This window comes from Streptomyces sp. NPDC107528 (assembly GCF_055639295.1).
In genome coordinates, this window is sequence record NZ_JBVKAV010000003.1 from 711,777 (window position 1) to 724,559 (window position 12,783).

The 12,783-nt window shown below is 72.1% G+C and carries 12 protein-coding genes and 1 pseudogene; 4 read left to right on the top strand and 9 right to left on the bottom strand.

The genetic code is table 11. The annotated features are described in order from the left end of the window. Positions 1-82: 82 nt before the first annotated feature. A complete protein-coding gene (locus tag ACZ7L5_RS13005; RefSeq protein WP_471516650.1) occupies positions 83-544 on the bottom strand; it encodes a TIGR03618 family F420-dependent PPOX class oxidoreductase in 462 nt (153 codons plus the stop codon). A 92-nt stretch (positions 545-636) separates the two neighbouring features. Between ACZ7L5_RS13005 and ACZ7L5_RS13010 the strand changes: the two genes are divergently transcribed. Genes ACZ7L5_RS13010 through ACZ7L5_RS13020 form a run of 3 tightly spaced genes read left to right on the top strand, consistent with a single transcriptional unit; the run spans position 637 to position 3,882 of the window. After that, positions 637-1,236, top strand: a complete 600-nt coding sequence (locus tag ACZ7L5_RS13010) for a TetR/AcrR family transcriptional regulator (protein WP_471516651.1) — start codon at positions 637-639, stop codon at positions 1,234-1,236. Further along, positions 1,233-2,684: an MFS transporter gene (locus ACZ7L5_RS13015; protein ID WP_471516652.1), complete on the top strand. Its 1,452-nt coding sequence runs from the start codon at positions 1,233-1,235 to the stop codon at positions 2,682-2,684. Before ACZ7L5_RS13010 ends, ACZ7L5_RS13015 begins: the two co-directional genes overlap by 4 nt. Next, entirely contained in the window at positions 2,650-3,882 is a 1,233-nt protein-coding gene (locus tag ACZ7L5_RS13020; protein ID WP_471516653.1) for a serine hydrolase domain-containing protein, read from the top strand. The genes ACZ7L5_RS13015 and ACZ7L5_RS13020 overlap by 35 nt, the downstream gene beginning before the upstream one ends. Positions 3,883-3,892: 10 nt before the next feature. Here ACZ7L5_RS13020 and ACZ7L5_RS13025 read toward each other — a convergent pair whose 3' ends face one another. The 4 genes from ACZ7L5_RS13025 to ribA form a co-directional block, all read right to left on the bottom strand. Continuing rightward, positions 3,893-5,056, bottom strand: a complete 1,164-nt coding sequence (locus ACZ7L5_RS13025) for a saccharopine dehydrogenase family protein (protein ID WP_471516654.1) — start codon at positions 5,054-5,056, stop codon at positions 3,893-3,895. Further along, positions 5,049-6,119, bottom strand: coding sequence for a saccharopine dehydrogenase (locus tag ACZ7L5_RS13030; protein WP_471516655.1), 1,071 nt, complete (start codon positions 6,117-6,119; stop codon positions 5,049-5,051). The genes ACZ7L5_RS13025 and ACZ7L5_RS13030 overlap by 8 nt, the downstream gene beginning before the upstream one ends. Then, positions 6,116-7,255 carry an NAD(P)/FAD-dependent oxidoreductase gene (locus ACZ7L5_RS13035; RefSeq protein WP_471516656.1) on the bottom strand — a complete coding sequence of 380 codons (1,140 nt, stop codon included), beginning with the start codon at positions 7,253-7,255 and terminating at the stop codon, positions 6,116-6,118. Before ACZ7L5_RS13035 ends, ACZ7L5_RS13030 begins: the two co-directional genes overlap by 4 nt. Positions 7,256-7,324: 69 nt before the next feature. Beyond that, the gene (ribA, locus tag ACZ7L5_RS13040; RefSeq protein WP_362381753.1) at positions 7,325-7,993 is read right to left on the bottom strand and encodes a GTP cyclohydrolase II; all 669 of its coding nucleotides are present in this window, start codon (positions 7,991-7,993) and stop codon (positions 7,325-7,327) included. Between the two features lie 40 nt (positions 7,994-8,033). On the opposite strand from ribA, the gene ACZ7L5_RS13045 reads away from it, so the two are divergent. After that, entirely contained in the window at positions 8,034-8,822 is a 789-nt protein-coding gene (locus tag ACZ7L5_RS13045) for a creatininase family protein (protein ID WP_362382010.1), read from the top strand. Between the two features lie 149 nt (positions 8,823-8,971). Here ACZ7L5_RS13045 and ACZ7L5_RS13050 read toward each other — a convergent pair. From ACZ7L5_RS13050 to ACZ7L5_RS13065, 4 genes and pseudogenes are all read right to left on the bottom strand, one after another. Next, positions 8,972-9,985 (bottom strand): annotated as a pseudogene (locus tag ACZ7L5_RS13050) (lysylphosphatidylglycerol synthase transmembrane domain-containing protein); the annotation flags it as partial. Continuing rightward, the gene (locus ACZ7L5_RS13055; protein ID WP_471516657.1) at positions 9,982-11,031 is read right to left on the bottom strand and encodes a class I SAM-dependent methyltransferase; all 1,050 of its coding nucleotides are present in this window, start codon (positions 11,029-11,031) and stop codon (positions 9,982-9,984) included. The gene ACZ7L5_RS13055 and the pseudogene ACZ7L5_RS13050, both read right to left, overlap by 4 nt. After that, on the bottom strand, positions 11,028-12,248 hold the full coding sequence (locus ACZ7L5_RS13060) for a glycosyltransferase family 4 protein (RefSeq protein ID WP_471516658.1): 1,221 nt from the start codon (positions 12,246-12,248) through the stop codon (positions 11,028-11,030). The genes ACZ7L5_RS13055 and ACZ7L5_RS13060 overlap by 4 nt, the downstream gene beginning before the upstream one ends. Next, positions 12,245-12,643 (bottom strand): 6-pyruvoyl trahydropterin synthase family protein, encoded by a 399-nt coding sequence (locus ACZ7L5_RS13065; protein ID WP_093747920.1) that lies wholly within the window; start codon positions 12,641-12,643, stop codon positions 12,245-12,247. Before ACZ7L5_RS13065 ends, ACZ7L5_RS13060 begins: the two co-directional genes overlap by 4 nt. Between the last annotated feature and the right edge of the window lie 140 nt (positions 12,644-12,783).

The following is a 12,783-nucleotide window of genomic DNA, read 5'->3' on the forward strand; positions in this document are numbered from 1 at the left end:
CCGCCCTCCGGGCGAACGACGGGACTATGCGGACACGACCCAGGGCCGCCGGCTGACAGCAGATACGGGAGGTGACGGAGATTCAGCCCCGGTTGGCCCCCTCGGGGATGCCGTACACCCGCTCCACCCGCAGCCGCAGCACGAGCCTCCGGTCCCGGACCATCGCCGCCCGGAAGTCGTCCCAGTCGGGGTGCTCACCCAGGACGTCCCGGTAGAGCCGGACCAGCTCCTCGACCGTGGCGTCGTACGGCTCCTTGGCGACCGGTGCCAGGTCCGCCGTGCCCTCGGCGACGACGTAGGCCCGCCGGTCGGGGCTCGTGACGTGGTACGACGCCCGGGGGTCCCGGCGCAGATTGCGGGTCTTGGCGCGGTCGTCGGTGATCGAGACGCGGATGAGGCGTTCGTCGGGGTAGTAGGCGTGGCTGACGTTCGACAGCTGCGGCCGGCCGTCGCGCTTGAGGGTGACCAGCACCCCGCCGTGGCCCTCGGAGAGCAACGTGAGCAGTGCGTGGTGCGTGGCGTCCTGGGTGGCGTCCTGAGTCATGCCTCCATCAACCCTGTCGGGCTGCTCGGGCATTCCGGCATCCCCGCCCATCGCCGTAGACACTGTCTACTGGATCATGGTAGACAGTGTCTATGTCTACTCCCGAGCAGGAATCCGATACAGGGCTGCGGGCCCGGCTGGTCGACGTCGGTGTGGAACTCGTGGCGCGGGAGGGCGTGCAGGCGCTCACCCTGCGGGAGATCGCCCGTCGGGCGGGCGTCTCGCACGGCGCGCCGCGCCGCTACTTCCCGACCCATCTGGAGCTGCTCTCGGCGATCGCCCGCCGCGGCTTCGGGGAGTTGGCGGAGCGGGCGACGGCTGCTGCGGCGGCGAACACCGACGGTCGGACGACTCCGCGAGAGCAGCTGACCGCGCTGGGGCACGTCTATCTGGAGTTCGCGCTGGGCAACCCCGGCATGTACGAGCTGATGTTCCGTCATGACCTGCTGGAGAGCGGTCACTTGGGGCTGCGGGACACGAGCCTCCCTCTCTTCGGCCGACTCGTGGACCTCGTCGGCCGGGTGCGCCCCGACGCCGACGCCCGTCTGGTCGCGGGGGCGTTGTGGGCCAACCTGCACGGCATCGCCCAGCTGTGGGGCTGGGGAAGCCTCCAACTCGCCACGGGGGCCGACGACTTCGTACCGCTGCTGCGGTCGGCGCTGGACGCCCACCTCGGGGCGGAGAGCGAGTGAACCCGCGTCTCACCCTCGCGAGCAGCATCGTCGGAGCCGTGATCGTCGCGCTCGACGGCACCGTCCTGACCGTCGCCCAGCCCATGCTGCAACGCGACCTGGGCGCCTCCTTCGCACAGGTCCAGTGGACCAGCACCGGCTATCTCATCGCGGTGGCAAGCCTGTTGGTGTTCGCCGGGCGCCTCGGTGACCGGTATGGGCACCACCGGCTCTTCGGGGTCGGGATGCTCGGCTTCGGGGCCGCGTCGGCCGGTATCGCGCTCGCGCCCGGCGTCGGATGGGTGATCGGGCTGCGGGTCGTGCAGGGCGTGTTCGGGGCGCTGCTTCAGCCGGCCACGCTGGGGATGCTGCGGGCCGCGTTCCCGCCCGACCGGCTGCGGACACCGATCGCCGTGCGGACCGCCGCGATCGGGGTGGCTGCCGCTGCCGGGCCGGTGGTGGGCGGCGCGCTGGTGGCAGGGCCGGGCTGGCGGGCCGTGTTCCTGCTGAATGTCGCGCCCGCCGTCGTCTTCGGCATCCTCGCCCTCGCCGTCCGGCGGCCCCCGCGCACCGCCTCCCCCGCCCGGCTCGACCTGCCCGGCGCTCTCCTGCTCGCGGTGACCCTGGCCTGTCTGGTGCACGCGCTCGTCGGGCTGCCGGGATGGGCCTGGACCGCCGCGACCGCAGCCGTCACGGGTGCCCTCTTCGTCCGTCACGAGCGCCGCACCGTGAGCCCGCTGCTGCCGCCGGACGTCATCGGCTCGCCGGCCGTCGGCTCGGCGCTCGGCATGCTGGTGGCCGCGTCGGCGGCGCTGTCCGGCGCACTGTTCGTCGGCACGTTCCTGTTGCAGGACACGCTCGGCATGGACGCGTTCCACAGCGCCCTGGTCAGCCTGCCACTGGCCCTGCTGATGGTCCTCGCGGCGGCCACCTGCGCGGTGCTGCTGCGCCGGGCCGGGGCCCGTCGTACGACCACGGCCGCGATGGCACTCCTCGCACTCGGGATCCTCACCCTCTCCCGCACGGGCGCCACTCCCGCTCTGTGCGCCGGGTTCGCCCTGGTGGGGGCAGGGTTCGGCACGGTGATGGTCGCGGCGACCCATGTCGTCGTACGGGAGGCGGCCGTCGAGTCGGCCGGTGTGGCGGGCGGGCTGCAGCAGACCGCGATGAACGTCGGCCCGGTGCTGGGCGTGGCCGCCGCGACCGCTCTCACGGGGTCCGGCGAGGGCCCCGAGCTGCCACTGAGCGTCCTCGCCGCCCTCGCCCTGGCCGGTGCGGCACTGGGCCGGGGGTTGCCGGGACGGGAGGGCGCGACGATCGACGATCATGGCCAATCGCGGGACCGTACACGCGTTCTGCGCGACGATGAGTCTGAGGCCGTTCCGGCGGGGGTATGCCGGACCGCACCTCGTCGTTCGTATTCGGAGGAGAGCGATGGCACTGCTGAGACAAGAGGTCGACCCGGGTGAGGTCGGGCTGGACGCGAAGGCGCTGGACCGCCTCGACCAGCACTTCGCCCACTACGTCGACGAGGGCCGGATACCCGGCTACCTGGTGGCCGTCGCCCGCGGTGGACGCGTCGCCCACCTCGCCACGCACGGCCACCGGGACGTCGCCGCCGGGCTCCCCGTCGAGGCGGACACGCTGTGGCGGATCTACTCCATGACCAAGCCGGTCACCTCGGTCGCCGCGCTGCTGCTGGTGGAGGAGGGCAAGCTGTCGCTCGACGACCCGGTCGGCCGCCATCTGCCCGCCTTCGCCGAGCCCCGGGTGTACGTCAGCGGATCCGGCGCCGACACGGTGACCCGCCCGGCCGACGGGCCGCTGACCGTCCGGCATCTGATGACGCACACCGCAGGGCTGACCTTCGCCTTCTACCACTCACATCCCGTCGACGCCCTCTACCGCGACGCCAACCTGGAGTCGGCGGTGCTGCCCGGCTCCGACCTGGCCAGGACGGTCGACGTGTACGCGAGCCTGCCGCTGCAGTTCGAGCCGGGGACGCAGTGGAACTACTCGGTCGCCTCCAACGTGCTCGGCCGGGTCATCGAGGTCGTGTCCGGGCAGCCGCTCGACGAGTTCTTCGCGGAACGGATCTTCGGGCCGCTCGGGATGACCGACGCCGGGTTCTGCGTGAGCGGCGAACAGAAGGACCGGCTCTCCGAGTTGTACGGCGAGACCGAGGGCGGCGGCATCGAGCCCATCCCCGGCCTCCCGCTGCACGGCCGGCCCCGCTTCCTGTCCGGCAGCGGCGGTATGGCGGCCTCCGCGCACGACGTCCACCGCTTCATGGAACTGCTGCGCCGCCGCGGCGAACTGGACGGCACCCGTCTGTTGACCCCCGAGACCGTGGACCTGATGACGTCCAACCAGCTCCCGGGCGGCGCCGACCTGCGGTCCTTCGGCAGCCGCCCCGCCCATGACGAGCCCGGCAACGACGGCCTCGGCTTCGGCCTCGGCGTCTCGGTGGTGATCGACCCGACCCGTACGAAGGCGCCGGCGGGCCTCGGCACGTACGGCTGGAGCGGAGTGGCGACCACCACGTTCTGGGTCGACCCGGGCCGCGATCTGACGGTGCAGTTCATGACCCAGGTGCGGCCGAAGACCTCGCACACGATGTTCCAGGACCTCAAGCGGCTCGTGCACGAGGCTGTCACGGAAGGCTGAGTCGCCGCGGTCACCGGTCCACGCGCAGCGTGAACTCCACTCCTTCCAGGGCGAGTTCGCGCAGCCACTCCTCCGAGCGGGCCGCCGTCTCGGCGGCGCGGTTCAGGCCCGCCGGCAGGGTGCCGTCCAGGATGTGCCGGACGCCGAGGGCGAGGGGGCGGGAGACACAGCGGGCCATGGCGCTCTCCTCCTCGTCGCCCACCAGATCCAGCAGGTAACTGCCGGACCAGCTCTGCCCGCCCCCGCCGCGCACGTCGAGCGACACGGCGAGGACGACCCGGTCCCGGTCGGCGTCCGTGGTGGGGTAGGCCGCCGCCAACTCCCCTGCCAGGGCGGCGATTCGGGTGTCGTCGCCGGTCTTCAGCTCCTCGAAGACGGCGTCCCAGGCCTGCAGCCAGCCCTCCAGGCGCAGGGTGCCTCGCACAAAGGTCTGCGGTTTCCACGCGGGCGGCAGCCCGTACTGCTCGACGAACGGGACGCTGTCGCGGTTGGGGTAGACCTCGAACGCCTCCCCGTCGACGACATGCCGCCGTGTCACCTCCCACGGCCGCTCGGCGACGGTCTCGGCACCGTCCTTGAGGTAACGGGCCGGTGCGCGCAGGGCGTTGAGAACACCGGCGGGCGCCCAGCTGAAGCGGTACCTGAAGTCGTTCGGGACTGCGGGGACTCCTCCGCAGTACGAGGTGAGGCTGTACGAGGCGGCCGTGTCGTCACCGACGGCCGTCCGGGCGCGGCCGACCAGACAGTGCGCGAAGAGGTGGTCGATGCCCGGGTCGAGGCCGGCCTCGGTGAGGACCACGAGCCCGGCCGCCTCGGCCGCGGGCACCTGTTCGAGGACGGCGTCCGATACATAGCTGGAGCAGGCGAAGTGAGCCTGTTCCCGGATGCAGGCCGTGAGGAGCCCGGCGTGCTCCGGGGCGGGCAGCATCGATACGACCACGTCGCCCGGCGCCAGTTCGGCCGTGAGCGCGGGGAGGGTGTAGGCGCGGGGCTCGGCGCGTCCGGTCAGGCCCAGCCTGTTCAGGGCGTCGGCGGCACGGTCCGCGGTGCGGTGCCACAGCCGTACGCGGTCGGCCGTGTCGCACAGCCGGGCCAGACCGCTGCCGGTGGACAGTCCGGCGCCGACCCAGTGGACGGTGCCGCTCGCGGGCACCCGTGCGGAGCTGTCAGCCATGGCGGTACTCCCCTTCTGCTTCTGCGATGCCGAGTTCGCGGGCGGCCTGGTGGTACCGGTCACGACAGCGCCCCCAGGGTCCGCCCGTCTGGAAGTCCAGCAGCTGGGGCAGCAGCGCCGCCGAGAAGTCGGTGCTGGACTCGCGGGGCAGCAGGGAGGGCAGGTTGTCGATGGCGATCAGGTCGAGCGGGGGTTCCTTGCGCAGCCGGCGCACGGGGTCGGTCCAGTCGGTGGTGCGGTCGTAGACCGGCAGGACGTTCAGGGGGGAGCCGACGTCGACGGTGACGTCACAGAGGGTGCGCAGCCGTCGGGCGGGGTCGTCGAGGTCCTGCTCGCGCAGGAAGGGCGGGATCGGGGTGGTGGCGAGGACGGCGTTGACCAGGACGTCGTGCGCGAGGAGGGCCGGGCGGTCCAGGTCGCGGGTCTCGGCGAGGTCCCAGGGCGTGGCCGCCTCGACCCCGGCGGTCATGAAGGCGAGGCGCGCGCCCCGTCCGCTGCGGCCCAGGGCGCCGATCACGAGCGCGGTGAACTCCGCGTCTTCGGGGGCGGGTTGGAGGGTGGCGTCCAGTTCCTCCTTCGACGTCGGCGTGAGCGGCGCGACGAGCTTCCCGCGATGCTGGAGGACGGCGAGGGCGGCTCCGAGGTAGCCGGCCCAGAAGCCGAACGCGGCGAGGCGGCGGCCGTCGTCGTCCACCAGGTACTCCAGGTCGAGCAGGACGCCGCCGCCCTGGGCGAACCGGCGGAGCAGGTCCTCGGCGCCGGGCTGCTGCTTGTAGGCGTGGCCGAAGTAGATGTGCCGGTGGGTGAGCTCGCCGGGCCGGTCGGGGAGTTCCTTCAGCCCGATGACCACGGCCTGTTCTGGCGCCGACACCCAGGAGCCCGCGGGCGCGACACGGCAGCCGGCGACGTCGTACTCCTCGATGGGGAAGATCCGCTGCGAGGACTGCTCGACGGTCAGCGTCACCCCGCTCTCGACGAGCCGCCGGGCGTCGGCCGGCACGATCGGAGTGCGTCGTTCGGTGGAACGGACCTCGTGGCGCAGCCACAGATGGAGATCGGTCATACGCGGTTGGCCTCCGGGCGCGGGGCGTCGGCCATGAACCGGCCGGCGCTCAAGGGGCTGACGTCCACGAAGGGTACGCGGCCGAGGTACAGGTCACGGATGACCTCGCCGACGGCCGGTCCCTGCAGAAAGCCATGGCCGGAGAACCCGGTCGCATACAGAAAACGGGATACGGAAGTCGCCTCGCCGATCAGCGCGTTGTGGTCCGGCGTGACCTCGTACAGGCCCGCCCAGCCTCCCGTGCGGCGCAGGTCGAGCAGGGCGGGGGCGCGGTGCTCCATGGCCTCGGTCAGGCGGGGGATCCAGCGGTCGTGGGTGTCGGTGGCGAACCCGGGGCGCTCGTCGGGGTCGGACATGCCAAGAAGGAGACCGGGGCCCTCGGTGTGGAAGTAGAGACTGGTCGTGAAGTCGATCGTCATGGGCAGCTGCGGCGGCAGTCCGGCGACCGGTTCGGTGACCGCGATCTGGCGGCGCAGCGGCACCACGGGCAGGTCCACGCCGACCATCGCCCCGATCGTGCGGGACCAGGGACCGGCCGCGCAGATCACCGTGTCGGTGGCGATGCGCCCGATGGTGGTGGTCACGGCGGTGATCCGGTCGCCGTGCACTTCGATGCCGGTGACATCGTTGTGGCGTAAGAGCCGCGCCCCGTACTCACGGGCTGCGGCCGCGTAGCCGTGGACGACGGACTCGGGGGTGCAGTGGCCGTCGTCCGGCGAGAACGCGGCCGCCAGCAGTCCGTCGGTGGTGATCAGCGGGGAGAGCCGCTGCGCCTCGGCGGGGCCGATCATGCGGCTCGGCACGCCGAGGGCGTTCTGCAGCCGGACGCCCGCTTCGAAGCCGGCGATCTCCTCCGGTGTGGAGAGCAGGAACAGATAGCCGACCCGGTGCAGCCCGATGTCGTACCCGGTCTCGTCCCGGAACCGGCCGAACGCCTCCAGGCTGCGTGCCCCGAGCTGGATGTTGAGCTCGTCGGAGAACTGCGCCCGCACGCCCCCGGCCGCCTTGGACGTGGACCCGGACGCCAGTTCGTCCCGCTCGACGAGGACGACGTCCCGTACCCCGGCACGGGCGAGGTGATAGGCGATGCTGGTCCCCATCACACCGCCGCCGATGACGACGACACTCGCACGCATGTTCACGGGCCCACCTTCCTGGAAGTCGTCGGTCGTTCCCTCTTCCTGTCCGGATGGGCCTCGCGGCAATCAGGACAGGTGCGCGACCGCGTCCAGATGGGGCAGGTGGTGGTCGAGGCGCTCACGCTTGGTGCGCAGGTAGGTGATGTTGTTCTCGCACGGTGGGATCAGCAGCGGGACCTGCTCGGCGACCTGGATGCCGTGCTGCAGCAACGCGTCGCGCTTGCGCGGGTTGTTCGACATGAGGCGGACGCTGTTCACGCCCAGGTCGTGCAGGATCCCGGCGGCGACGCCGTAGTCGCGGGCGTCCACGGGCAGGCCGAGCGCGAGGTTGGCCTCGACGGTGTCCAGGCCCTCCGCCTGCAAAGCCATCGCGCGCAGCTTGGCGAGCAGACCGATGCCGCGGCCCTCGTGGCCCCGCAGGTAGACGACGATGCCACTGCCCTCGGCGACCACCGCGCGCAGTGCGGAGGCCAGCTGGTCGCCGCACTCGCAGTGCTGGGAGCCGAAGGCGTCGCCCGTCAGGCACTCGGAGTGCAGTCGGGTGAGGACGTTCTCCGCGCCTATCTCCCCGTACACCAGGGCCACTTGCTCGTCACCGCGGTCGTGATCCATGTAGCCGATCGCGCGGAATTCCCCGTACACGGTGGGCAAGGGGGCATTCACCACGCGTTCCACGCCGGAACGCTGCGTCCGCTGTGCGGACTTCTTGCCGAGGACGCCAATTTTATCTGTCATGATTCTTCAGTTCCTAAGCAGAGACGAAAGGCCGGAAAAGATGAGTGATTCGCAGACGCGGCCGGCGGCACACTCGCTGGTGCCGGCGGACACCTCCGACGATGTACGGACGCGGGGCGCGGGTGTCTCACGACAGGTCGCGGTCCTGCCCGTCGGAAGCTTCGAGCAGCACGGCCCGTACCTTCCGCTGGCGACCGACACGCTCGTGGCCTGCGCCATCGCGCGTGAGATAGCCGCCGCACACCCGGTGCACCTCCTTCCGCCGGTGACGATCTCCTGCTCGCACGAACACGCGGCCTGGCCGGGGACCGTCAGCATCTCCTCCGTGACCCTTCATGCGGTGATACGGGACATAGCGGCTTCGCTCCACCGGTCCGGCGTCGACGCTCTGGTGCTGGTCAACGGGCACGGCGGAAATTACGTACTGGGCAATGTCGTTCAGGAGTCCTCCGCGCAGGGCGAGCGAATGGCGCTGTTCCCGGCCCCGGAGGACTGGGAGGAGGCGCGGGAGCGGGCGGGGGTGGAGACCTCGCTGCTCACCGACATGCACGCGGGGGAAATTGAGACCTCCATCCTTCTGCACACTCATCCCGAATTGATCCGACCCGGTTATGAGACTTCCGATTTCGTTGCGGACGACCGCCGTCAGCTACTCACCCTCGGTATGTCCGCCTATACCGATTCGGGTGTCATAGGCCGCCCTTCGCTGGGTTCCGCGGAAAAGGGGAAGCGCCTGCTGGCGAGCCTCGCGGATTCCTTCGGCGCATATGTGTCACTGCTGACCTCCGCGGACGATTCCGTACGGGACACGGGAGACGCACGAAAATAGCGGCTGGGCTCCGGGGCCGCTACGGCTGCGGCGGACCCGGAGCGCGTGCGCAGGCCGGTGTACCAGCGGGCGACGAGGACGAGGGCGCCGGGCAGGGCGGCCACGAAACTGAGGACGCCGTACACGACGGCGACGGCCAGTCCGGTGTCGGCGCCGAGCCCGGCGGCACCGAACGCCCAGGCGGTGGCGCCCTCACGGGGACCGAACCCGCCGACGTTCAGGGGGACGCCCATGGCGAGCAGGGCCAGGACGGCGAGCGGCAGCAGGGCGGCCACGGAGGCGGTGGACCCGGCGATCCGCGCGGCGAGCACGAACATCGCGATGTGACCGGCGAGGACGACGCCGGAGGACACGGCGACGCCGGGACCGTTGCGGCGGGACAGCAGGGCCTCGCGGGCCTCGCCGAGGGTGGTACGCACGGCCGTCGGCTTTGTCCGGTCACGGCGGGACGGCGCACGGTTCATGTGCAGGGCGGCCACGACGGCGAGTGTGCCCACGGCGGCGAACAGGATGAGCGGCGTGAGGTCGCGGGCCTCGTTCAGCACAGGGGACGGCATGGTCAGCAGCACGACGGCACCGACGGCGGCGAGGGCGACCTGGCCGGCAGCGCGTTCGAGCACGACCGCACGGACGCCGCGGCCCATGTCACCGGCGCTCTGCCCGTGCCGCACGGCCCGGTGCACATCACCGAGGACGCCGCCGGGGAGGGCGGCGTTGAGGAACAGGGAGCGGTAGTAGTCGGCGACGGCCGGCCCGAGCGACAGCCGGATCCGCAGCCCGCGTGCCACCAACTGCCAGCGCCACGCGCTGAACACGGTGGTGACGAGACCGATCCCGAGCGCCGCTATGAGCGCCGTCGCGTCGATCCGCCGCAGCCCGTCGAGAAAGACGCCGGTACCGAGGCGCCAGAACAGCGCGACGAGGATGGCGACGCCGACGACCGTGCCCAGGTGGGTGCGGACGGCGGGGGTGTTGAGACGGGCAAGGCGGGTGCGCAGGCGGGGCCGACCCGGCCGTGCCTCGGGCTCAACGCCGAGTCGGGTGGCAGGGCCCGCCTCCGGGACCAGGACGGCCCCGTTCACGACCGACGCCTTCACTCGCCGTTCTCGGGCCTTGGCGCCCCGCCGCGTGACGCGCGCCCCCGCCACCGTCCCCACGCTCATGACGCTCCGCCCGTCGGTCGCACCAGCGCCAGCAGGTCGCTGTGGTGGACCACGACACTCAACTCGCCCTCCTGGCAGGCGGCGAGACGGTCCTGGAGATAGCGGTCGGCGCGCTCGCGCAGGTCGGGGCGCTGCTCGACCGCCGCGCCGACCCAGCCGCGCAGCCACTGCGCGGTGAGCGCGGACTCGTCGGGGCCGAGCCGCCAGGGGCTCGGGTGCACCTGGACGGTCGCGCCGTGCTCGGAGAAGGCCTCCGCCGCCACGGTGATCGCGTCCGGACCCAGCATCCCCGAGCGCCGCTGGTGGGCGTTGAACGCCTCCGCGATCTCCTGGTCCAGCGGGTCCGACGGGGTGAGTTCGACGCGGCCGGCGACGGACAGCGTCAGCAGTGCCGGGCAGCCCGCGCCCGCGCAGGCGGCGGCGAGGGTGTCGACCTCCTCGCGGGTGAGGACGTCGAGCAGTGCGGAGGCGGTCACCAGCGAGGCACCGGCGAGGCCGTCCGGGGTGAGGCGGCCGACGTCGCCGCGGCGCGTCTCCACCGTGACGCGGCTGCCGTCCGCGGAGGAGCGCGGGGAGGCCACGGCGGCGAAGTGCAGGAGATAGGGGTCGCGGTCGTGCAGGACCCAGTGCTGGGCGCCGTCCAGGTGGGGCGCGAGCCAGCGACCCATGGAGCCGGTGCCGCATCCCACGTCGTGGATCACCACTCCGGACCGTCCGGGCCGGTTGGCGAGCCGGATCCGCAGCGGGTCGAGCAAGTCGTGCGCCCGCGCGGCGGCGTCGGCGCCTTCCCGCAGCTCCAGCCACTCCGGGGCATAGCGGGGCGGGTCGTCCGGCCCGGCGTCCCTGAGCCGGACGGTCGCGCGCTCGCCGGGACCGGGGCTGGGCCCCGCCCCGAGGATCACGGCGTCGGGGTCGGCCGCCGCCGCTGCGGACCCGCCGCCCGGGGCGTCCTCCGCCGAAACGATCCCGCTCTGCGGTGCGGGATCGCGCGGTCCCGGCTGGGCCGGAATCGCCCCTCCGCTCTGCGCCGTTGCCGTGTCCCTCATGCGACCCTCCGGGGTTCGTTCGGCAGTCGGCCCAGTACCGAGGCCAGGCTGCGGGCCGTGCCGGCCCAGCCGTTCAGGGCGGCCCGGCGTCCCCGGGCAGCCGCCTTCAGTCGGCGTCGTACGTCCGCCTCACCGAACCAGCCGCGCAGCTCGGCGGCGATCGCGGCGGAGTTCTCCGGCGGGACGAGGATGCCGGGGACACCGCCGTCGGGGGCCCGGCCGACCGCCTCCGGCAGGCCGCCGACGTCCGTCGCGAGCACCGGGATGCCGCGCCCGAGGGCTTCCGTCACCGCCATGCCGTACGTCTCGGCGTAGGAGGTCAGCACCATGAGGTCGGCGGCGTTGTAGCTGGCGTCGAGTTCGGCGCCGGCCTGCGGGCCCGCGAGGACCAGCCGGTCCTCGAGCCCGTGCTCGGCTATCAGGGACCGCAGTTCGGCCACGTACTCGGGGTCCTGGTTCAGCGGGCCCACGCAGACACAGCTCCACGGCAGGTCGGTCACCGACGCCAGCGCCTCGACCAGCCGGTGCTGTCCCTTGCGGGGTGTCACGGCGGCCACGCACAGCAGGCGGGACACGCCGTCCGTGCCGGAGGCCAGCGGCGCGATGTCGGCGCCGGGGGCGGCGACGTGGACGCGCTCTGGCGCGAGGCCGTGGTGGGAGACGAGGCGGCGGACGGCCCAGTCGCTGGTGGCGATCACCGCGGGAACGGCCCGCAGAACCGTGCGTTCCCGGGCGTCCAGCTCCGTGGCGACGGCGGGGTCCAGGCCCGTCTCGTCGCCGAGCGGCAGATGGACGAGGACCGCGAGGTTCAGCCGTTCCGCTTCCGGGACGATGACCTCGGGCACCCCGCAGGCGACCAGCCCGTCCAGCAGGACGACGGCTCCGTCGGGGAACTCCCCCAGCGTGCGGGCGAGTTCGGCCCGCGCCACCGCCCCGGGGCTCGGCCAGCTGCCGTCCACCGCGTGCTTGTGCACCTGCCAGCCGAAGCCGGGCAGATCCAGACTCACCCGCCGGTCATAGGCGTTGCCGCCGCTCGGCGCGGACGCGTCGTCCACACCGCCCGGCATCACGAAGTGCACGGAGCGCAGGGACATGGGGATGATCTCGGCGTTCTTCAGGGCGGAGTGCTGCACGGGCACGTAGCCGAGCGCCACGTTCTCCGACTTCTCCGGAGCCTTTTCCACGGCGACGGCCTTCTCCAGGGTCACGTCGGTCACAGCGCACGCTCATAGCTCGCCCATGCGACATGCGACTCGTGCAGCGTCACGGTGAGACCCGCGAGGCCCTTGGCGCCCTCGCCCAGCGCACCCTTCTCGATCCGCTCGGCGAGCCGGTCGGCGATGACCTTGGCCAGGAACTCGGTGGAGGTGTTGATCCCGGCGAAGTCGGGTTCGTTGTCGAGGTTTCTGTAGTTCAGCTCGCCCACGACGGCACCCAGTTCCCGGGTGGCCAGTCCGATGTCGACGACGATGTTGTCGTCGTCCAGCTGCTCGCGCCGGAACGTGGCGTCCACCAGGAACGTCGCTCCATGCAGACGCTGCGCGGGTCCGAAGACGTCGCCGCGGAAGCTGTGGGCGATCATGATGTGATCGCGGACGGTGATGCTGAACAACGGACGACCCTCCAGGTGCGGTGCGCTCCTCATCCCCGCCGATCGGCTGCCGGGGATGCCGTGTAGTACGGCTCTTCGCTTCCCGTTGTTCAGCCGTCTCTCACTCTTTTCTCAGGTCAGGCGCTCTTGTCTTCCCCGAT